This is a genomic window from Xanthomonas bonasiae, from assembly GCF_017163705.1.
Lineage (GTDB): Bacteria > Pseudomonadota > Gammaproteobacteria > Xanthomonadales > Xanthomonadaceae > Xanthomonas_A > Xanthomonas_A bonasiae.
In genome coordinates, this window is sequence record NZ_JAFIWB010000001.1 from 317,187 (window position 1) to 344,164 (window position 26,978).

A 26,978-nucleotide genomic window follows, 5' to 3' on the forward strand; every position below is an offset into this window, starting at 1 on the left:
CCCATGAAGATCGTCGAAGTCCGCCATCCCCTGGTGCAGCACAAGATCGGCCTGCTGCGCGATGCCGCACTGAGCACCAAGGGCTTCCGCGAACTGGTCACCGAACTGGGCACCCTGCTCGGCTACGAGGCCACCGCCGATCTGGAAACCGAGACGCACACGATGGACGGCTGGGCCGGCCCCACCCAGGTGCAACGCATCGCCGGCGCCAAGATCACCCTGGTGCCGATCCTGCGCGCGGGGCTGGGCATGCTGCCGGGCGTGCTGGCGCTGATCCCGGCGGCGCGGGTCAGCGTGGTCGGCCTGCAGCGCGACGAGGAGACGCTGCAACCGGTGCCCTACTTCGAGCGCCTCACCGGCCGCCTGGAGGAACGCGACGCGCTGATCCTGGACCCGATGCTGGCCACCGGCGGCACCCTGATCGCCACTGTGGACATGCTCAAGCGCGCCGGCGCGCGGCGGATCAAGGGCATCTTCCTGGTCGCCGCGCCGGAAGGACTGCGCGCGCTGGAAGCGGCGCATCCGGACGTGGAGGTCTATACCGCCGCGATCGACGACCACCTCAACGACAAGGGCTACATCCTGCCCGGCCTCGGCGACGCCGGCGACCGCATCTTCGGCACCCGGGTGGGTTGAGCCCGCCGCCGCCGCGCGCGGCGGCACTCACAAGGCGTTCGTGTCCACGTTCTAGGCAAGGCGGCCATGGCCGTCGCTGCCCCAGGCGGCGGCCGCGGCCCGGTCTCCGTCCGCACCCCCGCGGCGGGCGTCGCCGTCGGCGCGCCCGCTGTCCCACCGCGGACGCGCCGGGCCGGCCGCATCCCTTCTTCCTTCAGGACACGGCACATGAGCTATTCCCTCAATCAAGCCTCCAATCCGCTGGCGATCGGCCCGCAGCAATTCGCGCAACTGGATCTGGAAAGCGGCAACAACCAGGGCGCCCTGTTGCGGTTCAGCACCTTGCTGTCCAGCGTGGGCATCGCCGTAGTGAGCAACGGCAACCTGATCGGGATCAATCTCCCCCTCTACGACAACCTTGGCGAAACGTTCACCGCCGCCGACGTGGCCACGGTGCTGAACGTGTTGCAGACCGGCCTGGCGCCGGGAAGCACGCCGCCTTGCATCGTGTTCGGCCAACTCGCCTACTGGGAAAATTCCGCCAGCCAGGCCTACCAGGCGCTGATCACGGCATTGGCGCCGCAGGATGCGGTCGGGCTCGGCAATGTCGCGCCGGCCATCGGCGTCAACGACGGCGGCGTGCCTTACCTGATCCAGTCCTAGTGCGCTCGCGGTGGCGGCGCGCTGCCGCCGCGGCGGCCGTGGGCATCGGCAAGCGGAACGCAGCCGCCAGGAGACGGCGCGGCGGCCACCACGCAGCGCCGGCACCGCCGGCGCACCAGGCTCAGCGCTGCAGGTTCTGCAGCGCTGCGCTCACGTACACCAGCGGCGCGTTCCAGTTGATCGCCACCTCGTTGCTGGCATAACTGCATTCCTGGTCCAGGTAGGACAGCGCCGGCAACGACGAGGCGTAGGCGTGCTTGCACTCCCGGGCGTCCTGCTGGCCCGGCTGCGGACCGCCGACCAGCAGGCCCGGCACCGGCAGGGCGACGCCATCGGCGATGGAGATGCGATGGTGGATGTGCAGCGGCGAACGCGCGCCGATGCCGGTCACGAACGACATGCCCAGCGGGTTGCGCCCGAGCACGTAGTCCAGCTGCGACTGTGCGGCCTGCAGGTACTCCGGCTTGCCTTGCAGCCGATAGGCCTGCAGCAGCAGCATCGCCTGGTTCAGCGCGGTGCTGTTGCTGCCCCAATGGAAGTCGCCCGGGGCCATCGCCACTTTCCACGCCGAGCCCTGCCAGGCATGCAGCAAGTGCGTGGCCACGCTGTCGATCTCGTGCGCGATGCGCGCCTGGTCCGCGTGCGCGGTCAGCCGCGTGCGGTGCTGCGCCAGCGACATCCACGCCAGCCCGCCGACCGAGCCCCAGTTCGGCACGCTCGCCGGCACGTTGCGCGCCATCGCCGCGTCGTAGAACGCGTCGTCGCCGGTGGCCAGGTACAGTTCGGTCGCCGCCCAGGCGAACTCGTCGTCGAGCTTGTCGTCGTTGTAGCCGCCGGTGTGCACGTCCGCCGGCTGCCGGTAGACCGCATCCGGATGCGCCTGCGCCCACGCCCAGGCGCGGCGCGAGGCCTGCAGCATGCGCTTGGACACGCCGTCGAAGCGGTCGTCGAACGGGGCGTAGATGCGGCTGGCCTGGGCCATCACCGCCGCGAAGTCGAGCGTGGCCGCGGTGCTCTTCTGCACCACGTAACGCGGCGCGCGCGCCTGGTCGGGCATCTGCATGCCGCCGAAGTCCAGGTTGGTCAGCTTGTGGTAGACCCCGCCGTCGCCCGGATCCTGCATCGCCAACAGCCACTGCAGGTTCCAGTCGACCTCGCGCAGGATGTCGGGCACGCCGCCGCCGCTGTCCGGAATGCCTTCCTTCTGCGCGGCGAAGTAGGCCGGGAATTGTTCGTAGGCGGCCAGCAGCGTGTACACGGTGATGCCGGAATTGACCACGTACTTGTTGTAGTCGCCGGCGTCGTACCAACCCTTCGGCGCGGAGATCGCGGTGCCGGCCGGACGTCCCGGCGAGGCCGCCGAGGCATGGATCAGCACGTGGGTGTCGGGATGCCCTTCCGCGCGCGCGTGGCGGCCGGCGTACTCGCCGGGCAGCGCGGTGCTGGCGCGGTTGAAGTAATAGGCCTTCAGTGCCGCGCGCGTCACCGCGTCGTAGGCGTCGGCGGCAACGGCGAAGCTGTCCGATGGCGCCAGCCCGTCCACGCGCAGGCGATAGCGGCCCGGGTCGCGCAGCGCGGAGAAATCGGCGATGCGCACCGCCTGTTGCGCCGGCGCCCATGTCGCCACCGGCCCCAGCGTGCCGCGCAGCACCACCTTGCCCGAGTCGGCGCGTTCGACCGCGAAGGCGTCGCCGTGGCCATCGGGCACCACCGCGAGCTTGCTGGCGGCCGGCAGATAGCCGACCTGGTTGAGCCGGATCGGCGACATGGCGGCATCCTCGGAACGCGAGGCGCAGCCACCGACGACCAGGCAGGCGAGAAGCAGGCAACGCAAGGCGGTAGGCAGGTTCATGCGCCGATACTGGCCGGCCGCGATGACGGCTGCAAGCACGGCGCGGCGCGCTTTCAGCCGCCAGCCGGAATGCCGCGGCGCCTGCGGCCTGTCACGCGATCAGGGCTGGCGCCCTAGCCCGCCAGCGACCGCGCCTGCAGCGACGGCAGCTCGTGCGTGGTGACGAAACGGCCCTTGCCGTCGCGCGCCAGTTGCGCCAGCGCGCAGTCGGGGTCGTGGGTAAAGAACAGGTGCACGTTGCGCGCCAGCGCGTCTTCCAGGAACGCGCGCTTCTCGTCGATCAGCAGTTCGGCGTTGCGGTCGTAGCCCATCGTGATCGGCACATGCACCCAGGAGCGCCCGGGGATCAGGTCGGCGCAGAAGGCGACGCCGCCATGCGCCTGGCCCTCGACCTGCTGCGCGCCGACGATCTCGGCCAGCATCAGCCCCGGCGTGTGCCCGTCGCTGAAACGGAAGCGCACCGCCTCGCCCAGGCTGCGCGAATAGTCGCCGTCGACCAGCTCCAGGCGGCCGCTGGCCTCCAGCAGGCCGGGCAATTCGGGAATGAAGCTGGCGCGGTCGCGCGGATGCGGCTGCAGCGCGCGCTGCCAGTGCGCCGCGCCGACCAGGAAGCGCGCGTTCGGGAACAGCAGTTCCGGCGCGGCGCCTTCGCGCCATGGCGCCAACAGCCCGCCGGCATGGTCGAAGTGCAGGTGGCTCAGCACCACCACGTCGATGTCGGTATGCGCGACGCCGGCCTCGTGCAACGACTCCAGCAGCACGTGGCGCTCTTCCTGGATCCCGTAGCGCTCGCGCAGCGCCGGCGCGAAGAACGCGCCGACACCGGTCTCGAACAGCACCGTCTTGCCGGCCAGCGGGCGCGCCAGCAGCGCGCGGCAGGCCAGCGCGATGCGGTTGCCGTCGTCGGGGGCGGCCCACTGCTGCCACATCGCCTTGGGCGCGTTGCCGAACATCGCGCCGCCGTCGAGTTTCTGGGAGTTGCCTTGGATGGACCAGAGCTTCATTGCAGGGATTCGGGATTGGGGATTCGCAAAAGCGGGCGGCTCAGCGCGCCGGCGCTGCCAGTTGCAGGACCTCGGCGCTGCCGACCTCGTTGCGCGGGTCGCTGCCGCCGCTGAGCGTGTTGCTGCGCTTGTCCCACTCCACCGTCTGCAGGTTGCCCCACACGTGGCTGGAACCGCGGCCGCCCTCGGCGCTGTCGCCCGGCAGCTTGAGCGCATGGCCCATCGCCTGCAGGCCCTGCACGGTGGCCGCGTCGAAGGTGCCGGTCTCGGCCTCGATCACGTCCGGCAGCCACTGGTGGTGGTAGCGCGGCAACGCGGCGACCTGCTGCGCACTCAGGCCGTCGTCGTAGCCGAGGATGCCGAGCAGCACCATGGTGATGATGCGGCTGCCGCCCGGGGTGCCGAGCACGATGGTCTTGTCGGCATTCTCCATGAAGGTCGGCGTCATCGAACTGAGCGGGCGCTTGCCCGGCTTGGGCGCGTTGGCTTCGTAGCCCATCACCCCGAACGCGTTGGGCGTGCCCGGCTTGAGCGCGAAGTCGTCCATCTCGTCGTTGAGCAGCACGCCGGTGCCCTTGGGAATCAGCCCGGAGCCGAACAGCAGGTTCACGGTCTGGGTCGCACCGACGCGGTTGCCCTCGCCGTCGATGATCGAGAAATGGGTGGTCTCGTCGTCTTCCAGCGGGGTCGGCTTGCCCGACAGCAGGTCGCTGGGCGTGGCCTTCTCCGGGTTGATCGTCGAGCGCAGGCCGACCGCATAGTCCTTGCTCAGCAGCACGCGCTGCGGCACCGCGGTGAAGTCCGGATCGCCGAGGAAGAAGGTGCGATCGCGGTAGGCGCGGCGCATCGCCTCCACCACCAGGTGGGTGCGGTGCACCGGGTCCATCGCCTTCAGGTCGTAGCCTTCCAGGATCTGCAGCATGCTGGCCAGGGCGATGCCGCCGGACGACGGCGGCGGCGCGGTGGTGATGCTCCAGCCCTTGTAGTCGAACCGGATCGGCGTGCGCTGCTTGACCGTGTAGCCGGCCAGCTCCTCGGCGGTCCAGTGGCCGCCGGCCTGCTTGACCCCGGCCAGCAGCTTCTTGGCGGTGGCGCCGCGGTAGAACCCGTCGAAGCCCTTGGCGCCCAGCAACTGCAGCGTGTTGGCCAGCTCCGGCTGCTTGAACAGGTCGCCTTCGGTGATCGGCTTGCCGTTGCGCAGATACACCTCGCGGGTGCCGGGATAGCGCTCCATCACCTCGCGCCGCGACCGGTAGCCCTCGGCCATGCGCCGGTACACCGGGAAGCCGTCGCGGGCGATGCGGATCGCCGGCGCCAGCGACTGTTGCAGCGGCAGCTTGCCGTGCTTGGTCGCCAGTTCCACCAGCGCCGCAGGCAGGCCGGGAATGCCGGCCGACCACGGGCCGTTGACCGAGCGGTCGCGGTCCAGCGCGCCCTTGGCATCCAGGAACTTGTCGGCGGTCGCCGATTCCGGCGCGACTTCGCGCGCGTCCAGCATCACGTCCTTGCCGGTCTTGGCGTCGTGCAGCAGGAAGAAGCCGCCGCCGCCCAGCCCGGAGCTGATCGGCTCGACCACCGCCAGCGTCGAGGACACCGCCACCGCCGCGTCGAACGCGTTGCCGCCCTCGCGCAGGATCTGCAGGCCGGCCTCGGTGGCCAGGCGGTGGCCGCTGGCGACGGCGGCACCGGGCGGATGTGCGGCAGAGGCAGCGGCAACGACCGGCGCCTCGGCCCACGCCGACGGCGTCAGGACCAGGGCGAGCAGCAGGACACGGCGGACGAGGGTTCTCATGCGGCGGGGGGCTCCTGTCGGTAAAACTCGGGATGATCGCGCTGCAGTTGCAGCAGCTTGGCCAGCAACTGGTCGTGGCTTTCCGGGATCGCCGGATCCGGGTCGATGCATTCGACCGGGCACACCACCACGCACTGCGGCTCGTCAAAATGGCCGACGCATTCGGTACAGCGGGCCGGATCGATCACATAGATCGTCTCGCCCATCGCGATGGCCTGGTTCGGGCAGGCCGGCTCGCAGACGTCGCAGTTGACGCAGAGCTCGTTGATCTTGAGGGACATTTCACAGAAGTCGGCACTAACCGCGCCATCTTACCGGATCGGGCGCGGCGGCCCCGGCATGGCGGTCACGTCCGGCGGGACGCTGCGTCGCGCAGGCGACGGCTTGATACGCCAGCGGGCCGGGCCGGCGGCGCGGATGCCCGTGGCAATGGCTTGCGGCGTCCCAGGGAATGCACCTGCCGCCCTGCCGGGCCGAGGCGCGCGCAGGAGCCGGATCGGGCGAGGGATGCCGCTGGCGAGACGGAGACGCTGCCGGCGACGGGCGGACGGTCGCGGCCGCAGGCCAGCCGAAGCTGGCAACTGCGTCGGCCGGCGGGCGTGCGATGGCCGGCCCGCCACGCCAGGCCGGCGCGCCCATGCAGGCACGCCGGCGCGACGGCGCTTACTTCGCTTCGACGAAGATGTACTCGGCGCCGGTCGGCTGGATCACGGTCTGCACGCGCGCGTTGTCGGCGGCGTTGCCGATGTAGACCACGCGCACGCCCTTCATCGTGTTCGGCTCGACCTTGGCGAAGGCGGCGGCGATCAGGTCGGCCATCTTGGCCGAGGCCGAGGAGCCGAACGCCAGCATGTTGCCCGGCTGGATGCCGCGGCCGATGGCGGTGGTGGCGCTTTCGACCTGGCGATCGTACTTGGCCTGGAAGTCCGCATCCGACTCCGGCGGCAGGTAGTACAGGAACGGGCTGTTGGTGATGGTGCCCATGTTCTGCAGCGCCACTTCCTGCAGGTACTTCTTCCAGCCGGCATCGTCGTCCTTGGACGGCACGGTGAGCGCAGGCTGCGCGTCGGCGGCGGGCGCGGCGGCCTCTTCCTTCTTGCAGGCGGTGAAGCCCAGTGCCAGCGAGGCGATCAGCAGCACGCGTACGGTGTTCTTCATGGATGGCTCCCTTGTTGTCTGTGAATGGCGGACGGCTCAGCGCTGCGCCGCGGCTTGGCGGGCCTGGACCAGCGCCTGCACCACCGACGGCGGCACGAAGCCGGACACGTCCCCGCCCAGCCGCGCGATCTCGCGCACCAGCGACGACGAAATGAAACTGTGTTGCTCGGCCGGGGTGAGGAACAGCGTCTCCACCTCCGGGATCAGATGCCGGTTCATGCTCGCCATCTGGAACTCGTATTCGAAATCCGACACCGCGCGCAGGCCGCGCAGCAGCACCCCGCCGCCGACCGAGCGCACGAAATGCGCCAGCAGCGTGTCGAAGCCGATCACCTCCACGTTGCGGTGCCCGGCCAGCGCCTCGCGGGCCAGGTTCACGCGCAACTCCAGCGGCAGCGTCGGTCCCTTGGACGGGCTCTGCGCCACGCCCACCACCACCTGCTCGAACAGCGGCGCGGCCCGGTTGACCAGGTCGATGTGACCGTTGGTGATCGGATCGAAGGTGCCGGGGTAGACGGCGATGCGGCTGTGGGCCACGGTCATGCGTTGGATACCGCGTGAAGGTCGCCGGGAAGTGTAGCAGCGGTGCGCCGGTACAGGGCAGCGCGGACCTCGCGGCTGCCGCCCTCGCGGTACAGCGCCCACGGCGCCGGCACTGCGGGCGCCTGCCTGGCCGGCGACTCCAGGTACAGCCAGGCGTCGGCGGCCAGCCGCGCCGGCAGCCGCTGCAGCACCGCATCCCACAGCCCATCGGCGAACGGCGGGTCGACGAAGGCGATGTCGGCCGGGGCGTCGGCGCCCGGCGCCGCCAGCCAGCGCAGCGCGTCGTCCTGCACCACCTGGATCTGCGCCTGCGCCTGCAGCCTGGCGACGCTGGCGCGCAGGCCGGCGGCCAGCGCCGGGTCGCGTTCGACCAGGCAGGCCGAGGCCGCGCCGCGCGACACCGCCTCCAGGCCGAGCGCGCCGCTGCCGGCGAACAGGTCCAGCACGCGCGCGCCGGGCAGCGCCGGCAGCAGCCAGTTGAACAGCGTCTCGCGGACCCGGTCGGAGGTCGGGCGCAGGCCCGGCAGGTCCGGCACCGGCAGCCGCGTGTTGCGCCAGCGCCCGCCGATGATGCGTACCTGGCCCGCGCCGGCGCGGCTCATCGGCGGCCTCGCGACGGCCGGGAATCGGGGGGCAACGGGCACGGGATCGGCATCGACGGCGGCGGCACGGAACGGGGCCCGGATGATAGACCAGCGCCATGGCGCCCGCTCGCGCCGGCTGGCGCTTGAAGCCGGGCCTGGCCGCCACCATGTCCGCTGGCAGAGTCGCGCCCTCCTCCGCGCGGCCAGCCATCACCCATGGAGCAAGCACCGATGAGCGTGGAAACCCAAAAAGAAACCCTGGGCTTTCAGACCGAGGTCAAGCAGCTGCTGCAGCTGATGATCCACTCGCTGTATTCCAATAAAGAGATCTTCCTGCGCGAACTGATCTCCAATGCCTCCGACGCGGCCGACAAGCTGCGCTTCGAGGCGCTGGTCAAGCCGGAGCTGCTGGACGGCGATGCGCAGTTGCGCATCCGCATCGGCTTCGACAAGGACGCCGGCACCGTCACCATCGACGACAACGGCATCGGCATGAGCCGCGAGGAGATCGTCTCGCACCTGGGCACCATCGCCAAGTCCGGCACGTCCGACTTCCTCAAGCACCTGTCCGGCGACCAGAAGAAGGATTCGCACCTGATCGGCCAGTTCGGCGTGGGCTTCTACAGCGCCTTCATCGTCGCCGACCAGGTCGACGTGTACAGCCGCCGCGCCGGGCTGCCGGCCAGCGAGGGCGTGCACTGGTCCTCGCGCGGCGAAGGCGAGTTCGAGGTCGCCACCATCGACAAGCCCGAGCGCGGTACCCGCATCGTGCTGCAGCTGAAGGAAGGCGAGCAGGACTTCGCCGACGGCTGGAAGCTGCGCGGCATCGTGCGCAAGTATTCCGACCACATCGCCCTGCCGATCGAACTGCCCAAGGAACACCACGGCGAGGACAAGGACAAGCCGGAAACGCCGGAGTGGGAAACCGTCAACCGCGCCAGCGCGCTGTGGACGCGGCCGCGCAACGAGATCAAGGACGAGGAATACCAGGAACTCTACAAGCACATCGCGCACGACCACGAGAACCCGGTGGCGTGGAGCCACAACAAGGTCGAAGGCAAGCTCGACTACACCTCGCTGCTGTACGTGCCCGGGCGCGCGCCGTTCGACCTGTACCAGCGCGACGCCTCGCGCGGGCTCAAGCTGTACGTGCAGCGCGTCTTCATCATGGACCAGGCCGAGCAGTTCCTGCCGCTGTACCTACGCTTCGTCAAGGGCATCGTCGATTCCAGCGACCTGCCGCTGAACGTGTCGCGCGAGATCCTGCAGTCCGGCCCGGTGATCGACTCGATGAAGTCGGCGCTGACCAAGCGTGCGCTGGACATGCTGGAGAAGCTGGCCAAGGACGAACCCGAGCGCTACAAGAGCGTGTGGAAGAACTTCGGCCAGGTGCTGAAGGAAGGCCCGGCCGAGGACTTCGCCAACCGCGAGAAGATCGCCGGCCTGCTGCGCTTCGCCTCCACCCACAGCGGCGACGCCGAGCACAGCGTGGCGCTGGCCGACTACGTCGCGCGGATGAAGGAAGGCCAGGACAAGCTGTACTACCTGAGCGGCGAGAGCTACGCGCAGATCAAGGACAGCCCGCACCTGGAAGTGTTCCGCAAGAAGGGCATCGAAGTGCTGCTGCTCACCGACCGCATCGACGAGTGGCTGATGAGCTACCTCACCGAGTTCGACGGCAAGTCATTCGTCGACGTGGCACGCGGCGACCTGGACCTGGGCAAGCTCGACAGCGACGAAGAGAAGCAGGCCATGGAAGAAGCGGCCAAGGCCAAGAAGGGCCTGGTCGAGCGCATCCAGCAGGCGCTGGGCGAGGACGTCTCGGAAGTGCGCGTGTCGCACCGCCTGACCGATTCGCCGGCGATCCTGGCCATCGGCCAGGGCGACCTGGGCCTGCAGATGCGGCAGATCCTGGAAGCCAGCGGGCAGAAGCTGCCGGAGAGCAAGCCGGTGTTCGAGTTCAACCCGGCGCATCCGCTGATCGAGAAGCTGGACGCGGAAGCCGACGGCGACCGCTTCGGCGACCTGGCGCGGGTGCTGTTCGATCAGGCTGCGCTGGCTGCGGGCGACAGCCTGAAGGATCCGGCTGCGTATGTGCGGCGGCTTAATAAGTTGTTGTTGGAGCTGTCGGCCTAAGCATGTGGCACGAGATCGCTTAGAACGAAGCCGGCATCTGCCGGCTTTGTTTTTTGCGCATAGCCAGCTTACGACCCTACCGTCCAGCACACCAAGCAAGGCGTAATTCTCTTATCTGATGCTCCTTGATTAGCCTCTCCCTCAAGCGGCACGACTATGGCGGCAAACCAGGCTGAGCAGCCATTCTTGTTGCAGGCAGAGCGGGCTTGGACGTTGTGGCGCTGCCTGTATTATTCAACGTAACGATGATGTTGGGGCCGGAGTAGCTGACCGCGCAGGGTCACCTGATAGCAGATCGCGCGCACCCTGGCGGTCCATTGCAGGTAGTAATTCCCAATGCCGCCGCTGCCATAGCGATAGCTGGGTGGGTTGAATGCCGGCATCGTCGGCATTTGCCAGAAGTAAAATCTCAGAAGCTAAAATATTAAATTACGTCAATTAATATTTACCAGGGTATTCAAAATAAAGCGCAAATATCTTTTTTGGCTCTATTTTATTTTTCACCGAAAATCTATATTTTTCCACGGTGTATTTTGCCGCCATATCCACAACCCTACTTCTTGAACTCTCCTCAATTTTAATATTTATTGGAACCCCTCTTTCATCTATTTCAAAGGTAATGATGGCGCATGTCTTATTTTCTACTTTTTCAACAGCCTCCTTCGGCACAATAAAACGAGGCTTTGTGATCGCGAGAGCCTCTGTAGCCTTCACTGTCTCAATCCAATTTTCGTAATTGCATGAGCAATTTGCAGCCCCTAGAGCGAGGACTGCAACTAGATTGATTGCTGCCATTTTATTTATCCCCCATATTTAAGGGTGCGGGAACGGGAATGCCCGAGTATGTGGTGCGCAGCGGAATTCCCAGATAGCTTCTATACGGGTTTTCGTAAAATCTTACGGCATTGAATTCATCCTGATTCGGATCGTCAGTAATTGGGGTGTATCCACGTGCGTTACCACCAATTGCGGTATGCCCAATTTCATGCGCCAGCAATACATCCAAGCCTCCCACTCCAAATTCTTTTTTAAACTTACTAGCTTCTATGTACTGCTTCCATTCGAGACTATAGGTAATCAAGTTACCGCCTGCATATCCTCCCGCAAAAGCTGGAGGATATCCAGATGAAGGCAATATTTGTTCCAAATCAATCTTTTTACCTTGCCTTATTGCTTCGCGACCAACGGCACCACCCACGGCTGACCCAAGAAACTTCTTTAGTGCAGCCCTGGTCTCTTTTGGAATTTCGGAAGGAATACCTTCTCCACCCATTGTAGCAATACTAGCGTGAGAAAAAACTCTATCAACATTTCGCGCATCCACGCTTTTAACATTTTCGGCGACGGTCGTATATTCCCCAGTACTCACGCAGGTGCCATCTTCATTACTAATATGCGATCCAGTGCAGCGACCATCAAGATCGAAGAATTTATATGGATTGTTATTCCCATACCAATATCGGTTAAAATTCGCTCCGGAGATCGAGTTGGCTGCCACAGGATCAACCGACAAGAACCGCCCGATCAGCGGATCATAGTACCGCTGCTGCATGTACGTCAGCCCGGTCGCTGCATCCTGCACGTGGCCGGTGAACCCAGGTCCATCCGTCAACGGGCGATTGAGTAGCTTGCCGTAGGGCTCGTACTCGCTGGTCTCGATCAGGTTGCCGCTGGCGTCGGTGACCGCGATCGGAGTGCCGAGGGCGTCGGTGTGGACGTACTCCACCGTTTCGGCTGCCGCGTGGAGAGGCAGTGCGACGGCAAGCAGCCACAGCAGCTTGGTCAAGGGCTTAGCGATTCCTTTCATCGTGGGTCCGATCTTCATTTGTCCTTCCCTCCCTCGAGCGTCGGCGTGAAGACGGCCGACCAAGCCGAGCAGCCGTTCTCGTTGCAGGCGCGCACCTGCACGGTGTTGACGCTGCCGGTCTTGCTCAAGGTGACGAAGGTCTTGGGGCCGGAGTAGCTGACCGCACCACTTATCTCGTACCGCGTGGCGCGCGCGCTGGCGGTCCAGTCCAGTTCGAAAGTGGCTGGGGAGGTGTTGATGTAGCGATAGCCCGTATTGAACGACGGTGTAGTTGGTGGCGAGGTATCCACCACCGTGGTCTGCGTATTGGAGTACGGTCCGCAGCCGGCGATGTTGCAGGCCTTAGCCCGGTAGGCATAGCTACCGTTGCCCTTGCCGGAAAACGCCTGGCTGGTGGCATTGGCGTTCTGAGTAGCCGTCCAGCCGCCGCCGTTGGCGCTTTCTTCCAGCGTGTAGCTGCTGGCAGTGGCTACCCCGCTCCAGCTCACCGTGTAGCCGTTGACGCCGGCGCTGGCTGGGGCACTCAGGCTGGGTGCGCCAGTGGGGGCGAAGATCACCTGGGTGGAGGCGTTACCGGAGTATGGTCCACAGCCAGCCGCGTTGCAGGCCTTGATCCGGTACAGATAGGTGCCGGCACCGCGCCCGCTGACACTTGCGCTGGTTCCGCCCACCGAGGCGATCCCGCTCCAGTTGCTGCCGCCGTTGCTGCTTTCTTCCAGGTTGTAGCTGACGGTGGTGGCGACCGTGCTCCAGCTGAGCGTGTAGCTGCCGCTGGTGTTGGTTGCAGGCGCACTGAGCGTCGGGGCGGAACCCGGGGCATAGACCGCCTGCACCGTGCCGGTGCCCGAGTAAGGCCCGCAGCCGGCCGGGTTGCAGCCGCGCACGCGATAGGCATAGCTGCCCGCGGCCTTGCCGCTGTAGGCATTGCTCTGCGCGCTGCCGTTGTAGGACACGCTCCAGCTGCCACCGTTGGCGCTCTCTTCCAGCGAATAACTGGCCGCGCCGGTGACCGTGCCCCAGCTGATGGTGTAGTTGCCGACCACGCCGGTGCCCGGCACGCTGATGCTCGGTGCATCGCTCGGTGCGAACTGCACCACTGTCGTGCCGGTGGCGCTCCACCCGCCGCAGTAGCTGCCCAGGCAGGCACGGGCGCGATAGGCGTAGCTGCCCGCAGCCTTGCCGGAGACCGCCTGGCTGGTCGCGGTGCCCGAGTACAGCGCCGTCCAGCTACCGCCGTTGGCTTGTTCCTGCAGTTCGTAGCGGTTGGCAGAGGCCACCGTCGTCCACTGCACGGTATAGCTGCCGGAACTACTGTAGCCGGGGACGGTCACGCTGGGCGAGGCCAGCGTCGGCAGGTTGCTGACCTTGGCCAGCAGGCTGCCGCCCAGGTACACGTACTCGGTGATCTTGCCGACACGTTCGTCGCGCTGGTAACGCAGCACGCCGTCCTGCCCGTACAGCGAGACGATATTGCCCAGGCTCGGGCTGTTGGCCAGCACCCGGCGGCCCTGCGCGTCGTAGCGGTAGGTCTCCACGCCGGTGACCTCGCGCAGGCGGTTGCCCTTGTCGAACAGATAGTGGATGCCGTTCTTGTTGGACAGGTTGCCCTGCGCGTCGTAGCTCAGGCCGATCACCGCCGAGCTGTCGGAGCTGTTGTTGACGCTCAACAGCTGTCGGTTGGCGTTGTAGAAGTAGCTGTAGTCGCGACTGCCGCCGACCTTGACCGCGGTCAGGTCGTCGAGCACGTTGTAGCTGTAGCGCGCCAGGTTGTCGCCGCCGAACATCGCCGATTGCGTGGTCGACAGGCGATCCAGTCCGTCATAGCTCATGCTGCGCGTCTGCCGGCCGCGGGCGTAGTCGGTGATGCCACCGACGTTGCCGTTTGCGTCGTAGGTATAGCCCAGGTCCAGCGGATTGCTGGCACCGCTGTCGCTGCTGCGCGCCGGCAGCTGGCGGGCGTTCTGCGCCATCGTGTGCACGATGCCGTTGCCATATGTGAACTGCTTGATCGCCCCGTTCGGGTAGTAGCTCACGCCCAGCGCATAGCCGTTGGCCTGCGAAGCCTGGCCGAGCGCATCGGGTGCGTAGTTCAACACCAGGCCCGAGGGATAGGTGACGCCGGCCGGATGGCCGTTGGCCGTATAGGCGTAGCCAAGGCTAAGCGCACTCGATCCCGGCTGGGTCATGCTCTCGCTCAGCAGCAGGCGGCGCTTGTTATACGTGTACGCGTTGACCACGGCGTTGCCGCCGTTGCTGTTGTTGGTGGTGACCTGCGCGGGCAGGCCATCGGCGGTGTAGACGAAGGACTGGTTGCCGACGCCATCGGGGAACGCGAGCGTGGCCAGGCGGTTGCGCGCGTCGTAGCTCCTGCCGACCTTGGCGCCTGCGGCGACGTCGGCACTGTTGCACGACGAGGTCGAGGTGTAGCTCTGCCCGCTGGCCGACCAGGCCAAGTTGCCAGCCGCATCGTAGTCCATCACCGTGGCGCCAGTCTCCGGCTCCACGGTCTTGCACAGCTGCTGGTAGCCGTCGTAGACGTAGCTGCGCGTGACCGACAGCGATCCGTCGGCGTTATGCCGGCGGATCGAGGTCGGCTTGCCGAATACGTCCAATGAGATATCGGTATTGGCGCCTTCCGGATGCATGATCCACACCGGCTTGGCGTAATCCGGCTGATCGAATATCTGGAAACCGCTCACCGTCTGCTGGCCGCGCGGATTGGTCACGCGGGTCTGGTTGTTGGGCAGATATTCGGTGCGCGTGGTCAGCAAGCCCAGTTCGCTATCCTGCGACACGGAGGTGGCGCGGCCAAGTGCGTCGTACTCGCTCCAGGTGCCGGTGCTCAGCGTATCGCTGGTTCCCGGATACGAACTGAAGGTGGTGCGGCCGGCGTAGTCGTAGGCGAACTTCTGGAAGCGCTGCGCGCCGCCGGTGTCGAACTCGTGAACCAACAACGGTCGCCACAGCGCATCGAAGTAGGTCACCTTGCGCCCGTTGCCGGTGGCCACGGTCTGCCGCCAGTGGCCCGCATCCAGGCCGTACTCGCTGCTGGTGACCTGCTCGAACGTCTGCAAGGTGGTGTTCCACGCGACGTTGTCGTTGGACGGATAGGAGATGGCCCCCAGCCGGCCCATGGCGTCGTAGCCATAGGTGGTGGTGTAGCCGTTCTCGTCGGTGGTCGAGGTGATCCAGCCGCTGTCGTTGACGGTGGCCGACTCGGTGGTGCCGTCGGCGGAACGGATCGATTGCGGGACGCCACGCTTCCAACTGGAAACCGCCGTCGTGTTGTTGTTACCGTCCTTCACCGTGGCCAACGTGCCGTCGCTGTTGTAGCTCACGGTCAGGCGCAGCTTGCCGAACGACCAGTGCTGCGACGGCATCGCGTTGGCGTCGTAGCTAGTCTGCGATTCCACCAAGCCGGTATTGGTGTTGGTGCTCTTGGCGCCCTGGCCGATGATCCACTTGCCCAGGTCGTCGTAGTACTCGGTCGCATCCGTGCGTGAGTGCCAGGGGCTGGCGCGGGTGACGCTGAGCGTTCGTGCGAACGCGTCGAAGCCGTTCGCCGTCCACGTGTAGCTAATGCCCTCCTGCTGTACCACCTTGCTGCGCAGCGGACGCAGCACGTTGGTCAGGGGATTGGGGATGCCGAGCAACGACTGCCCCATTTCCGCAGGGAAGGGCTGCGCGTCCACGTCGCCATCGGCGAAATAGGTGTTGCTGGTCTTGGACACCGTGTTGCCGTTGGCGTCCAGCGCCGTGGTGCTCAGCAGGCGGCCATCGTTGAGGCCGTACATGATTCCGAATTCGTAAGCTGTGGCGGTGCCGTCCGGATTTGTCACCTTGGCCGTCTTGCTCGGCGTGCAGGTTGGGCAGGGATCGGTCGCTTTACCCGTCTTGTAAAATTGCGTTACGCCATCGCCCGGCAGGTAATGCCAAACCTGCTGCGCAAGACCCGGGCCCATCACGGTCTTCGACGTCAGGACATAGTTGTCGAAGTAGTTGGGAACATAAGGATTCGGCGGCTCCTGACCAGTCGGCAGAGCACACCGGATGATGGGGGTATGGCTCCGATACTGACGTCGATAGCCGAAGGCGAACACGCCTACGGCACCGGAAGGATGGGTCACCTGCAGCGACACCGCCCCGTCCATAGGATCGGTCTCATAGACGCAACTGCTTGCACCACCGCCTGCTGGTGGCTCGCGCTTCGGCAGCATGTTCCCGCTCACGATGCTGTAGATCCACTGCGAGCCATCGGGCTGGGTGACGGTCTTCAGGCGATAGGCGCCCTGCGCCGTCGGATACGCCGTGCTGAATTCGTAGCCGTAACTCCAAGTCTGACCGTTCGCCTGGATACTGCTGATCAAATCGCCGTTATAGTTCAGCGTGATCGCACGGCCGTCGCTGGATTGGATCGAGGAGAGCTTGTCGCCCGAATAAGTGTAGGTCACCCAGTTACCGAAACGGTCTTCGACGCGACTGGCAGCAAGCGCGACGCGCACACGCACCGCAGGGCTACCTGCGCCTGGCTGTAGATAGCCCTTGATCTGAGTGACGATCGCGTAATCGAAGTAATACTTCACCCCGGAAGGCGAAACAGCCAAAAACCCCTCGCCACCGTAATTGCTCGCGTTGGCAAGACAGCCCAAGCGCCACCCATCCTTAGTGATCCAGGGGCGTGTAACGCCATCGGTCGGGCGCGGCGTCTTGGTCTGATTGTCGACCAATAGCTCCTGCTCGCCGCTACCGGGGACATGCAAGTAGTAACCATGCCACATGTCGTAAACGCTATACGAAACGTTGCCGACGGTCATTGCAGCATCGGGTATCGCAGGAATGGAACAACGTGCAGTAGGCGATGCACTGGCCGTCACCCAGCCCTTGTCAGACCGGAACTCGCCGTACACGCGCGGCGTGTCGGTTTCCCAGTCACCGAACCCCTTCGCCACATACTCCGAGCGCCGGTTCATGACCTTGAACTCGCGCCCCACTGCGACCGGCAGTGCGTTGTTGCCCGGCACGTCCACATCGGTGGCGTGGAAGCCGACGCTCATGTCATACAGGCTGATGTTCTCGCCGAAGATATCGCCCTTTAGCGGACCGACGACCTGCGAGGCCTTGATCTTCTTCTCGTATTCCTCATAGGGCGACATGTCGTCCGACGCGTGCACACGCGCCCCCATGCACACCAGCAGCATGCCGATCACAAGCCGTACTCTGAACATCCGCTCGCCTCTTCCTTTTCAGCCCGTTGCGGGCCGAATTCCCTGAACGATCGCGAGGCTCCCAACGGCGAGTATCGCGACAACGAAAATCGCAAAAAACGCAATAAAAACTCATCGCGCCAAGGCACGAGGCAATGAGTTGAACGGAAAATCCCCTGCGGGCCGGATCCCGGCTTGTCGAATTATCGGACTAATTCAGGGATAGCTGTCAACAAAATTTTTTCAGCATCCGACGAGCGGTGTCGTCTTCTGAAAAATCCGGCACCGTCAGCTTGGCCGCTACACAATTCGCGCACAGCCGAGTCATTACGACGTCATCTACTTATGCAGGCGTTGCGAGTAGCACGTACCTGACCGGCACACGCAGAGCAAGCCGCCCGGTGCCGGCAGGCAACCCGAGGGTTTTCACGAAGCGCGGCGCGGGCGAGAATCCGGTTCACCCCCGCCCATGCTTTTTCGATGAACACCAGCGATCCCGTCGCACTGTCCCTGGACCAGGCCACCGCGCTGGTCGAACGTATCCTGCGCCATGCCGGCTTCGGCCCCGCGCATGTGCGCACCCTCACCGCCACGATCGTCGCGGGCGAACGCGACGGTTGCGCGTCACATGGGCTGTACCGAACCCTGGGATGCGCGGCGACGCTGCGCAACGGCAAGGTCGTGGGCGATGCCGAGCCGGTCGTGCACGATCAGGCGCCCGGCATCGTCCGCGTCGACGCACGCGGTGGCTTTTCGCTGCTGGCGTTCGAGCGCGGCCTGCCGGCGCTGATCGACAAGGCGCGCGGCAATGGACTGGCGGCGCTGGCGATCAACCATTGCGTGCACTTCTCCGCGCTGTGGCCGGAAGTCGAACGCATCACCGAGGCCGGGCTGGTCGCGCTGATCTGCAATCCCAGCCATGCCTGGGTCACGCCGGCAGGCGGCCATACGCCCTTGCTGGGAACCAACCCGCTCGCGTTCGGCTGGCCGCGCGTTGACGCGCTTCCCTTCGTGTTCGATTTCGCCACCAGCGCGGTGGCACGCGGCGACATCGAATTGCACCGCCGCGCCGGCCTGCCGATTCCCGAGGGCTGGGGCGTGGACGCCGAAGGCAAGCCGAGCACCGATCCGAACGTGGTCGCCGGCGGCGGTGGCGCGATGCTGACCTTCGGTGGGCACAAGGGGTCGGCACTGTCGGCGATGATCGAACTGATCGCCGGGCCGCTGATCGGCGATCTCACCAGCGCCGAATCGCTGGCGCACGACGCCGGCGCCGGCGCCTCGCCCTACCATGGCGAATTGATCCTGGCGCTGGACCCGGTGCGCTTCCTCGGCGCGGAGTGGGCCACGCACATGGCACGCGCCGAAACCTTCTTCGCCGCCTACCAGGACACCGGTGCGCGACTGCCCTCGCAACGCCGCTATCAGGCGCGCGCACGCAGCCTTCGCGAGGGCGTGCGGATTCCAAGCGACCTGCATCGGGACCTGCTGAAGTTGCTGGAATAAGCCGATGCAGCGCGGCGGCGGCGCGAGCGTCTAGCCCCGCCCCACCTCACCTCACAGCTGCGCAGGCGACCAGGCACCGCACCAATCGATCCGAAACCCTGGCGGTCCAGCGTCAACGGCAACCAGGCATCACGCCGATCGATGGGGTTGCCGGGATTCCAGCAGGCGCCGATCTACCGGCAGTCTTGTACTCATCAAACCACCAGTAGTAGGCGCCGTCACGTTCGCGCAGCAGGCCAGCGCCATGGACGTTGATCGCTACATCCTGACAATCGTGCCAAAGCGCCCCACGGCGGATCTGCTCGGCACCGGCGGCAGCCATGTACAGGCTGCCGCCGACATCGCGCATCACTACATCGAAGCGTCAGCAGACGCCAATCGGAAACGGCATCTGCAACGCCCTGGTTCGGACTGACCGAACGCAGGCTTAGAACTTCACCGTCGCCCGCGCCCAGTAGTAGCGGCCGAGCAGATCGTAGGTGGCCACGTCGGTGTTGGCGTTGGTGACGTTGTTGGCGTAGTACAGCGGCGGCTGCTTGTCGGCCAGGTTGTCCACGCCCAGCTCGAGGCGGGTATGCCAGGGCTTGACGTTATAGCCGACCTGCACGTTGTGATACACGTACGAACCGATGCCGCGCACCACGGCGGCCTGGTCGGCGTCGGCCGACAGCCCCTGCCGCGTATCGGCACTGCCGATCTCGGTGCTGCCGATGTAGCGGATGCGCCACGATGCGCTCCAGTCGCCCAGGTTCCAGCTCAGCGTGCCCAGCCCGCGCCAGCGCGGGAAATTGCCGTAGGCGTAGGTGTACTTGCCGGCGTTGTGGATGGTGACGGTGCTGGCGTCGGTGGTATCCGGGTTGATGTCGTAGCGGATCACGTAGGTGCCGTTGAGGCTGGCGTTGAAGCTGCCCCACGCGGTGTCCGGCAGGCGGTAGTTGAGGCTGAAATCGGCGCCGCTGGCCCACAGCTTGCCGAGGTTCACGGTCGGCTCGGCGATATAGTTGATGGTGCCGTTGTCGTTGCGGTGGATCAGCGCGCAGAACGCGCTGGACGCATTGGCGTAGCACTGGTTGAGCACGGTCTGCGCCGACACCTGGGTGATGGTGTCCTGCAGGTTGATCTTCCACAGGTCCGCGCTCATCGACAGGCCGTCCAGCCAACCCGGATCGTAGACCACGCCGAAGTCGTAGGACTTGCCGGTCTCCGGCTTGAGCTGGTAGCCGGCCACCACCGCGCCGGACGCCTTGGCGCCGACCTGGTTGTCGGCCTGCTGGTAGCTGCCGTCGGTGGGCACGTTGGCGCAGGCCGCGGCATGGCCGCCGGTGTAGCCGTTGCACGGATCGTTGACCGACGGCGAATCGCCGGCCACGCCGGCGTACAGCTCGTTGATGTTCGGCGCGCGGAACACCTGCGACACGGTGCCGCGCAGCAGCAGGTTCTCGATCGGACGGTATTCCAGCGAGACCTTGCTGTTGGTCTTGCTGCCGACGGTGTCGTAGTCGGAGAAGCGGCTGCCCACGGTCAGGTTCAGCGAATGCACCAGCGGCAGGTCGGCCAACAGCGGGAACAGCGCCTCGGCATAGGCCTCCTTGACGCTGAAGCTGCCGCCGAGCACGGTGGCGCAGAATTCGATCACCCCGCACATGCCGTTCTCGTCGCCGGTCCACAGCGCATCGGCCGAAGTGGAGGTGCTTTCCTTGCGGTAGGAGACGCCCGCCGCCAGGCTCACCGTGCCGGCCGGCAGGTCGAACAGGTTGCCGTTGGCGTTGGCCTCGAACTGCTTGACCGTGTAGACGCTGGTGACGATCGGGTTGACCACCAGCGCTTCCAGCGCGGCCTTGTTGCTCTCGCTGTTGAGGTTGAACACGTCGATCGGGGTACAGCCGGCGATCACCGCACCGGCGCTGCCGCACTTGACCGTGCCGTCGCTGTCCAGGAACGAGGGACCCACCGCGGCGTTGAAGCCGGCGTAGTCGAGGAAGCCGTAGTTGATCGACTTCTGCTTGACCTTGCCATAGTTGACGCTGGCGTCCCACTGCCAGGAACTGTCGCCGAAGCTGCCGCGCAGGCCGGGATTGATCTGGAAATTGTAGGTGTTGTACTCGTAGCGGCGGTTGCCCAGTACCGTGGCGCGGGTGTTGAAGCTGTTGTACGAGGTACCGGTGCTGCGGTCGGTGCCGAAGTTGACCCCGAACGGGTTGTAGTAGCTGTCGGCCGAGACCAGGAAGTTGTCGCCGTTGGCGAAGATCGGGATCGGCGCGATGATCGAGGACGAGGTGGTCTTGCTGAAGTAGGTGTTGACGTAGCCTTCCAGGTGATCGTTGAAGCGGAAGCTGCCGAGCACGAAGGCGTTGGTGCGTTCCTGCGGGGTCTGCAGCAGGTTGTACGGCTGGTAGTTGTAGGAGTCGGTGGAGGCGACGTAGCAGTGGTACTGGCTGGCATTGGTCGGGCTGCTGCTGCCGCCGTTGAAGGTGACCCGCGAACAGCCGTTGCTCGCCGCCAGCGCCTTGGACTGGGCGGAACCTTCGTCGAAGCTGATGCTGCCGGTGGGCGTGGCCGAGGAGCCCTGCTTCACCGGCACCCCGTCGATCAGCGATAGCGCGTCCTTGGAATAGCTGCGCTCGCCGGCCGAGACCGGATCGATGTTGTGGTAGGACAGGCCGGCGACGATGCTGCCGCGCTCGCTGGTCTTGCCGGCGGTCAGCGAGAAGTTGCGGCGGTTGCCGTCGCTGCGCGAGCTGGTGCCGAAGTCGGTGCTGCCCTCGATGCCGTCGAAGCCCTTGCGCAGGATGAAGTTGACCACGCCGCCGATCGCGTCCGAGCCGTACACCGCCGAGGCGCCGTCGCTGAGCACTTCCACGCGCTCGATCATCGTCGCCGGGATCGCGTTGACGTCGTTGCTGGCCAGGCGCGTGCCGTTGACCAGGATCAGCGTGCGCTTCTCGCCCAGGCCGCGCAGCGAGATGGTCGAGGCGCCGGTGCCGCCGCCGTTGTTGGTATTGGGGTTGGTCGCGTTGCCGGCGATCGACGGCAGTTCCTGCACCAGATCGCCGAGCGTGGCCTTGCCGGTCGCCTCGATCTGCGCGCGATTGATCGTCACCACCGGATTGGCGGTCTCGGTATCGACGCGGCGCAGGCGCGAGCCGGTGACCACGATGCTGTCCAGGGTCTGGGTCTTGCCGTCGTCCGCGCTCGCCTCCTGTGCCAGCGCCGACCAGGAGGTGCCCAGCGACAAGGCGGCGACCACGGCCAGTGCCAGCGGCTGCGGCACCGGTGCGCGGCGATGGGAAGGATGGGGTGCGTGCGGAAACGACATGGAGATCTCCTGAGCGATGGCGACACGTGGCGTAAGCAAAAACGGTGGGCCGAACGGGTCCGCGCCGGCTTGCGCCAACGGCGGAACATGCGATGAGGACGCCGCTGCAACAGCGGCGCCGGTGATACGCATCCTGCGCCGCGGCTTGACAAGGCCGGACGCAATCGCGGGGATGCTTGCTGTCCTTCGCACGCTGCACGTGCGCAGATCCCCGGTCCTGCGGTGGGTGGCGAAGGGCGGTGGCGGATCCTGTCCCGCGCACCGGCCGCTGGCCGGAAAGCAAAAGGTCATCACGTTTTAACGATGCAATCACAATGTGCCCGTAACCACGGCCCGCGTCTTGTCGCAATTAGCGGTTCTGCATGCGGAATAACGCATGGTCGCGACACGGCGGCGCGATCGGGCAGCCCACGGGCATGCATGCCCGTTGCTTTCGGTTCAGCCAGGGAGCCGGTGCATGCCGGCGTCGCGCTACGTGGAACTCGGCACACCGCGTGTCGTTCCGTGGCGATGGATGTCATCCATCGCAAAACCGCGCCACGCGCGCAACACGCAGGCAGGCGCGCAGGCAGGACGGACCGCGCCGGTACTGGCGCGTCGCTGCCTTCCCGTCGAACTCAATGCGGGTGCGCGATCGGCGGCGACAGCCGCAACAACACCACGCCATGCGCCGCGACCTGCACGTCGCGCAGCTGGCCGGCAGGATGGCTGCCGCCGCGCCACAGATCGCGCCAACGGCGTCCGCGCAGCGCGGTGCCGGCATCCTCCGCCGTCAGCGCCACACGATGCGATTGCGCATCGCGATTGAACACGCCGAGCGCGACGCCGCCATCGGCCAGCGGCTTGCGCCAGATCTCGATCGCGCCGTCCTTGCGCACCGCCCTGCCCTGCACGCCCAGCGCATCCTGGTCGATCGCCAGCACGTCGCGGTTGCGCAGCAGCGCCAGCGTCGCCGGCGTCATCTGCCGCAGGTCGTTGCCGAGCAGCAACGGCGCCGCCGACAGCGCCCACAGCGCCAGGTGCGTGCGGTACTCGTCCGCGCTCATGCCGCCGTTGCCGATCTCGAGCATGTCCGGATCGTTCCAGCCGCCAGGCCCGGCGTCGGCGGGATCGCCGTTGCGGTCGAAACCGATCGAGGCCATCTTCGCGTAGGTGTCCTCGATGTCACCGGTGGTGCGCCACAGATGGCCGCCGACCTCGCGCCCCCACTGGCCGACATGGTCGCGGCCGTACTGGCACAGGCTGTAGACGATCGGCCGTCCGCTCGCGCGCAGCGCCTGGCCCATCTGCAGGTAGGCGCGGCGCACCTGTTGCGGTTCGCGGAAGATGCCCTCGCCCGAGCACAGGTCGTACTTGACGTAGTCGACGCCCCAGCCGGCCCAGGTGCGCGCGTCCTGTTCGACGTGGCCGTAGCTGCCGGTGTAGCCGGCGCAGGTCTTGGGACCGGGCGAGCTGTACAGGCCCAGCTTCAGCCCCTTGCCGTGCACGTAGTCGGCCAGCGCGCGCATGTCGGGAAAACGCGCGTTCGGCTGCAGCACGCCGTCGCGGTCGCGCTGGCCCTGCCAGCCATCGTCGATGTTGACGTAGACGTAACCGGCATCGCGCAATCCGGAGGCGACCATCGCATCGGCGATGCGGCGCACGGTGGCGTCGTCGATGTGTTCGGCGAAGCGGTTCCAGCTGCTCCAACCCAGCGGCGGGGTCTTCGCCAGGCCGTCGACCGGCAGTGCGGCATAGGCCGGCAGCGGCGCGACCGGGAACGCCAGCCGTGCCGCATCGGCCTCGCTGCCGCGGCTCGCGCGCACGTCCACCTGCTCGTCCCAGATGCGGCCGGCCACGTGCAGCTGGCCGTGCTCCAGGGTCGCGGTCCACGGCTGCGCCGGCAGCCGCGGATTGCCGTTGTCGATCTGGAAATGGGCCACGTCGCCGTCGATGCGCAGTTGCTGCATCGGCACGTCGCCATACCAATCGGTGGTGATGCTGCCCTGCGCCTGGCCGTCGCGCTGGACGATGCGCAGGTAACGCGGACCGGGAAACGACGGCCCCTGCGCGATCACCCAGATGCCGTGCAGCGGACTGGCCGGCGCCATCGCCGCGGCCGGCGGCGGCGCGTGCGCGCAGCTGCCGCAGCCAGCCACGGCGAGTGCGAGCAGGCCGCGCCACAGCCAGCGGCGGGCGGGAAAAGCGAAGCGCGAGCGTGACGCCATCGATGGTTCCTTTCAGGGCGCGACGCCAGCGCCGCCTGCGTGCGTTGCCGCAGCCGTCATGCGCGCGCGGCCGGGATCAACCAACCGCCGAACAGCGGCCCGGCGGTATCGCCGTGCTGCGGCTCGATGCGGAAGGTCAGCTGCTTGGCGCCGGTCAGCGCCGGCGGCAACGCGTAATCGCGATCGACGAAGTCGATGACCTGGCTGCGGTCCACCTGCACTTCCACGGCCAGCTTGCCGTCGATCAGGATGTTGAAGCGGCCCTTGTCGCTGCCCCAGAAACGCAGGCGCAACGCCAGCGGCTGCGCGCTGCCTTTCATCTGGAACTCGACGAAGCCCTTGCCGCGCACGTCGCGGCATTGCTGGCGGCGGTAGGCGCCGCCGAAGGACGTATCGCTGCGCAGCTTGTGCGCCTGTTCGGAAGCCTCGTCGCCGAACTGGATCATGTCCACCGCGGTGGCCTGCAGCGCGGCGCGTTCGGCCTGCTGGCGCGCGCGCCGCGCCGCTTCCTGCGCCCATTGCGCCGGCGCCATGCGCTTGAAGTACAGCGCGCTGCGGCGGTCGTACTGCGCGTAGAACGGCACGAAGGTCAGCCCCGGCGGCTGCGTGGCGGCGGCCAGGAAATGCCCGGGCTGCGGCAATTCGGCGAACCCTGCCAAGGGATCGGCCGCGGCCACCAGCGCCGGGTCCGGCGCATCGTAGGGATCGGCGACCGGGCCCAGATCGGCGGCCAGCGCCAGCGGACCGCGCATCACCACCACCGTATCGGCATCGCCGGCGGCATGCTCCAGGCGCAGCGGCATCGCCAGCTCCAGTTCGATCACGTCGCCGCTGCGCCACTGCCGCTCCAGCGCCAGGTAGCCATCGGCGGACGTGCCGCGCTGGGCCTTGCCGTTGACGCGCAGCGTGTAGCCGCCCTGGCACCAGGCCGGCAGCCGCAGCAGCAGGCGGCGCGGCGTGCGTGCGCCGGCGCGGCGCAGTTGCAACCGCACCTTGCCGTTGTCCGGCACGCCGCTGTCCAGCTCCAGCGCCAGATCGCGCTCGGGCCAATCCAGGGTCGAGGGGATGTACAGATTGACGTAAAGCGAGGCCGCGTCCTGCCAATAGATCGAGTCGCCGAACTGCGCGTGCGCCTCCATGCCGCTGCCGACGCAGCACCAGAACGAATCGAACTTGTCGGAGAAGCCGCGCTCGCCGCCGCTGATCATCGGCGTCATGTAGGTGAACATGCCGGTGGCCGGATGCTGCGCGGCCATGGTGTGGTTGTGCAGGGTGCGCTCGTAGTAGTCGAAATAGCGTGCCTGCGGCGTCCACTGGTACAGGTGCCGGGTCAGCTTGAGCATGTTGTAGCTGTTGCAGTGCTCGCAGGTCTGCTCGGTCAGGAACGCGGCGATGGTGTCCGGTTCCTGGAAATACTCGCGGTCGGCATTGCCGCCGATCGCGTAGCTGTAGTGGCCGGTCACCGTCTCCCAGAAGAAACGCGCCGCCGCCGCCGCGTCGGCATCGCCGGCGACCTCGAACTGGCGTGCCTCGCCGATGAACTTGGGCACCTGGGTATTGGCATGGATGTGCGGCAGCTCGTCGCGGCCGGCCGCGGCCGGATCGATCACCTTCTCGTGCCGCAGGCGCTTGCCCAGCGCGACCCAGCGCTGATCGCCGGTGCGCGCGCCCAGTTCGATGTAGGACTCGTTGAGGCCGCCGAACTCGGTGTCCAGCAGGGTCTGCATCTGCGCGTGGTCGAGCGCGTCGAACACCCCGCCCAGATAGCCGGCCAGCGGCAGCAGCACGTGCAGCGCCTGCGCGTTGCCGGCCAGTTCGTGCGCATCGAGCAGGCCGGCGAACAGTTTGTGCACCGTGTACAGCGGCGACCAGCTGCCATTGAGATTGAACTTGCTGCCCTTGATGACGCCGCGGCGCACCTCTTCGAACACTACCTTGCCGTTGTCGATGGCGCCCTTGTCGTTCTTGCGGGTGAGCCCGCCGACGTAGCCGTCCGCGTCCTTGGCCTGCGCACGCGCCAACTCGGCGACGATGTAGTCGATGCGCTGGCGCAGCACCGCATCGCGGGTCTGCGCATGCATCTTGGCCAGCGCGCTGAGGTAGTGGCCGAGCGTGTGCCCGGCGATGGTGTCGCCCTCCCAGCCGCCGTAGACCTCACCCTTGGGCGGCAGGCCGGCGTACTGCAGGAAGTTGTGCAGCAGGCGGTCCGGTTCCAGTTCCAGCAGATAGCGGCGATTGGTCTGCAGCGAATCCAGGAACAGCGAGGGCTTGAGCGTGACCTGCTTGAGCGGCAGCGCCTGCACGGCACCGGCGCTGGACGCGGCGGCATCCAGCGGGAAACGCAGCAATCCCGCGGCCACGGCCAATGCGCTCCATTGCAGGAAACGGCGCCGCGATGGATCCAGCGCCGCCGCAGCGTCCGCGGACGCGGTGTGCGCGCAGTGCGCCGTGTGGACATGTCCGGAGCGCGCGCTCATCGGGCACCGCGCGAATGGATGACCACGGGGAACCGAGGGGAAAGGCGAGACGGCATTGCTTGCTCCTTTGCGCTTGGCGGCGGCAGGCGCAGGCCCGACCGCGGCCACGAACGG

Annotated in this window: 18 protein-coding genes; 4 read left to right on the plus strand and 14 right to left on the minus strand. The window is 66.5% G+C overall.

Annotation, left to right across the window (positions count from 1 at the left end; genetic code table 11):
• Positions 1-3 precede the first annotated feature (3 nt).
• Both upp and JR064_RS01360 read left to right on the plus strand, forming a co-directional pair.
• Positions 4-636, plus strand: a complete 633-nt coding sequence (gene upp, locus JR064_RS01355; protein ID WP_145700641.1) for a uracil phosphoribosyltransferase — start codon at positions 4-6, stop codon at positions 634-636.
• Between the two features lie 207 nt (positions 637-843).
• Positions 844-1,278, plus strand: a complete 435-nt coding sequence (locus JR064_RS01360; RefSeq protein ID WP_206228556.1) for a hypothetical protein — start codon at positions 844-846, stop codon at positions 1,276-1,278.
• A 121-nt stretch (positions 1,279-1,399) separates the two neighbouring features.
• Here JR064_RS01360 and JR064_RS01365 read toward each other — a convergent pair whose 3' ends face one another.
• The 7 genes from JR064_RS01365 to rsmD form a co-directional block, all read right to left on the minus strand.
• Positions 1,400-3,130, minus strand: coding sequence for a glycoside hydrolase family 9 protein (locus JR064_RS01365; protein WP_206228557.1), 1,731 nt, complete (start codon positions 3,128-3,130; stop codon positions 1,400-1,402).
• Positions 3,131-3,243: 113 nt separating this feature from the next.
• Complete coding sequence (locus JR064_RS01370) at positions 3,244-4,134, minus strand: MBL fold metallo-hydrolase (RefSeq protein WP_191824661.1); 891 nt, start codon at positions 4,132-4,134, stop codon at positions 3,244-3,246.
• A 40-nt stretch (positions 4,135-4,174) separates the two neighbouring features.
• Positions 4,175-5,926 carry a gamma-glutamyltransferase gene (ggt, locus tag JR064_RS01375; protein WP_206228558.1) on the minus strand — a complete coding sequence of 584 codons (1,752 nt, stop codon included), beginning with the start codon at positions 5,924-5,926 and terminating at the stop codon, positions 4,175-4,177.
• Positions 5,923-6,207, minus strand: a complete 285-nt coding sequence (locus JR064_RS01380; protein ID WP_179563903.1) for a YfhL family 4Fe-4S dicluster ferredoxin — start codon at positions 6,205-6,207, stop codon at positions 5,923-5,925. The genes ggt and JR064_RS01380 overlap by 4 nt, the downstream gene beginning before the upstream one ends.
• Before the next feature lie 382 nt (positions 6,208-6,589).
• Positions 6,590-7,084 (minus strand): hypothetical protein, encoded by a 495-nt coding sequence (locus JR064_RS01385; protein WP_179563902.1) that lies wholly within the window; start codon positions 7,082-7,084, stop codon positions 6,590-6,592.
• Between the two features lie 36 nt (positions 7,085-7,120).
• A complete protein-coding gene (coaD, locus tag JR064_RS01390) occupies positions 7,121-7,627 on the minus strand; it encodes a pantetheine-phosphate adenylyltransferase (protein WP_184411109.1) in 507 nt (168 codons plus the stop codon).
• Positions 7,624-8,229, minus strand: coding sequence for a 16S rRNA (guanine(966)-N(2))-methyltransferase RsmD (gene rsmD / locus JR064_RS01395; protein WP_206228559.1), 606 nt, complete (start codon positions 8,227-8,229; stop codon positions 7,624-7,626). Before rsmD ends, coaD begins: the two co-directional genes overlap by 4 nt.
• A 213-nt stretch (positions 8,230-8,442) precedes the next feature.
• On the opposite strand from rsmD, the gene htpG reads away from it, so the two are divergent.
• Complete coding sequence (gene htpG, locus JR064_RS01400) at positions 8,443-10,347, plus strand: molecular chaperone HtpG (RefSeq protein WP_206228560.1); 1,905 nt, start codon at positions 8,443-8,445, stop codon at positions 10,345-10,347.
• A 438-nt stretch (positions 10,348-10,785) separates the two neighbouring features.
• On the opposite strand, the gene JR064_RS01405 is transcribed toward htpG, so the two are convergent.
• From JR064_RS01405 to JR064_RS01415, 3 genes are read right to left on the minus strand one after another with little or no spacing between them, the layout of a single operon-like run.
• Positions 10,786-11,142, minus strand: coding sequence for an energy transducer TonB family protein (locus tag JR064_RS01405; RefSeq protein WP_206228561.1), 357 nt, complete (start codon positions 11,140-11,142; stop codon positions 10,786-10,788).
• Position 11,143: 1 nt separating this feature from the next.
• Positions 11,144-12,172, minus strand: a complete 1,029-nt coding sequence (locus JR064_RS01410) for an RHS repeat domain-containing protein (RefSeq protein WP_206228562.1) — start codon at positions 12,170-12,172, stop codon at positions 11,144-11,146.
• Positions 12,169-17,307 (minus strand): RHS repeat protein, encoded by a 5,139-nt coding sequence (locus JR064_RS01415; protein WP_206228563.1) that lies wholly within the window; start codon positions 17,305-17,307, stop codon positions 12,169-12,171. The genes JR064_RS01410 and JR064_RS01415 overlap by 4 nt, the downstream gene beginning before the upstream one ends.
• Before the next feature lie 531 nt (positions 17,308-17,838).
• Here JR064_RS01415 and JR064_RS01420 point away from each other — a divergent pair.
• Positions 17,839-18,864: an Ldh family oxidoreductase gene (locus JR064_RS01420; protein WP_206228564.1), complete on the plus strand. Its 1,026-nt coding sequence runs from the start codon at positions 17,839-17,841 to the stop codon at positions 18,862-18,864.
• 112 nt (positions 18,865-18,976) lie between these two features.
• Here the strand turns inward: JR064_RS01420 and JR064_RS01425 are convergent, their stop codons facing one another.
• The 4 genes from JR064_RS01425 to JR064_RS01440 form a co-directional block, all read right to left on the minus strand.
• Positions 18,977-19,213: a hypothetical protein gene (locus tag JR064_RS01425; protein ID WP_206228565.1), complete on the minus strand. Its 237-nt coding sequence runs from the start codon at positions 19,211-19,213 to the stop codon at positions 18,977-18,979.
• 78 nt (positions 19,214-19,291) lie between these two features.
• On the minus strand, positions 19,292-22,180 hold the full coding sequence (locus JR064_RS01430; RefSeq protein ID WP_206228566.1) for a TonB-dependent receptor: 2,889 nt from the start codon (positions 22,178-22,180) through the stop codon (positions 19,292-19,294).
• Positions 22,181-22,797: 617 nt separating this feature from the next.
• On the minus strand, positions 22,798-24,387 hold the full coding sequence (locus tag JR064_RS01435; RefSeq protein ID WP_179563895.1) for a glycoside hydrolase family 27 protein: 1,590 nt from the start codon (positions 24,385-24,387) through the stop codon (positions 22,798-22,800).
• A 56-nt stretch (positions 24,388-24,443) separates the two neighbouring features.
• Positions 24,444-26,864 (minus strand): glycoside hydrolase family 127 protein, encoded by a 2,421-nt coding sequence (locus JR064_RS01440; RefSeq protein ID WP_206228567.1) that lies wholly within the window; start codon positions 26,862-26,864, stop codon positions 24,444-24,446.
• Positions 26,865-26,978 lie beyond the last annotated feature (114 nt).

Bases quoted from the DNA above. Each gene is read 5' to 3' on its own strand.
- upp (WP_145700641.1), top strand. From the start codon at position 4: ATGAAGATCGTCGAAGTCCGCCATCCCCTGGTGCAGCACAAGATCGGC.
- JR064_RS01360 (WP_206228556.1), top strand. From the start codon at position 844: ATGAGCTATTCCCTCAATCAAGCCTCCAATCCGCTGGCGATCGGCCCG.
- JR064_RS01365 (WP_206228557.1), bottom strand. From the start codon at position 3,130: ATGAACCTGCCTACCGCCTTGCGTTGCCTGCTTCTCGCCTGCCTGGTC.
- JR064_RS01370 (WP_191824661.1), bottom strand. From the start codon at position 4,134: ATGAAGCTCTGGTCCATCCAAGGCAACTCCCAGAAACTCGACGGCGGC.
- ggt (WP_206228558.1), bottom strand. From the start codon at position 5,926: ATGAGAACCCTCGTCCGCCGTGTCCTGCTGCTCGCCCTGGTCCTGACG.
- JR064_RS01380 (WP_179563903.1), bottom strand. From the start codon at position 6,207: ATGTCCCTCAAGATCAACGAGCTCTGCGTCAACTGCGACGTCTGCGAG.
- JR064_RS01385 (WP_179563902.1), bottom strand. From the start codon at position 7,084: ATGAAGAACACCGTACGCGTGCTGCTGATCGCCTCGCTGGCACTGGGC.
- coaD (WP_184411109.1), bottom strand. From the start codon at position 7,627: ATGACCGTGGCCCACAGCCGCATCGCCGTCTACCCCGGCACCTTCGAT.
- rsmD (WP_206228559.1), bottom strand. From the start codon at position 8,229: ATGAGCCGCGCCGGCGCGGGCCAGGTACGCATCATCGGCGGGCGCTGG.
- htpG (WP_206228560.1), top strand. From the start codon at position 8,443: ATGAGCGTGGAAACCCAAAAAGAAACCCTGGGCTTTCAGACCGAGGTC.
- JR064_RS01405 (WP_206228561.1), bottom strand. From the start codon at position 11,142: ATGGCAGCAATCAATCTAGTTGCAGTCCTCGCTCTAGGGGCTGCAAAT.
- JR064_RS01410 (WP_206228562.1), bottom strand. From the start codon at position 12,172: ATGAAGATCGGACCCACGATGAAAGGAATCGCTAAGCCCTTGACCAAG.
- JR064_RS01415 (WP_206228563.1), bottom strand. From the start codon at position 17,307: ATGTCGCCCTATGAGGAATACGAGAAGAAGATCAAGGCCTCGCAGGTC.
- JR064_RS01420 (WP_206228564.1), top strand. From the start codon at position 17,839: ATGAACACCAGCGATCCCGTCGCACTGTCCCTGGACCAGGCCACCGCG.
- JR064_RS01425 (WP_206228565.1), bottom strand. From the start codon at position 19,213: ATGCGCGATGTCGGCGGCAGCCTGTACATGGCTGCCGCCGGTGCCGAG.
- JR064_RS01430 (WP_206228566.1), bottom strand. From the start codon at position 22,180: ATGTCGTTTCCGCACGCACCCCATCCTTCCCATCGCCGCGCACCGGTG.
- JR064_RS01435 (WP_179563895.1), bottom strand. From the start codon at position 24,387: ATGGCGTCACGCTCGCGCTTCGCTTTTCCCGCCCGCCGCTGGCTGTGG.
- JR064_RS01440 (WP_206228567.1), bottom strand. From the start codon at position 26,864: ATGAGCGCGCGCTCCGGACATGTCCACACGGCGCACTGCGCGCACACC.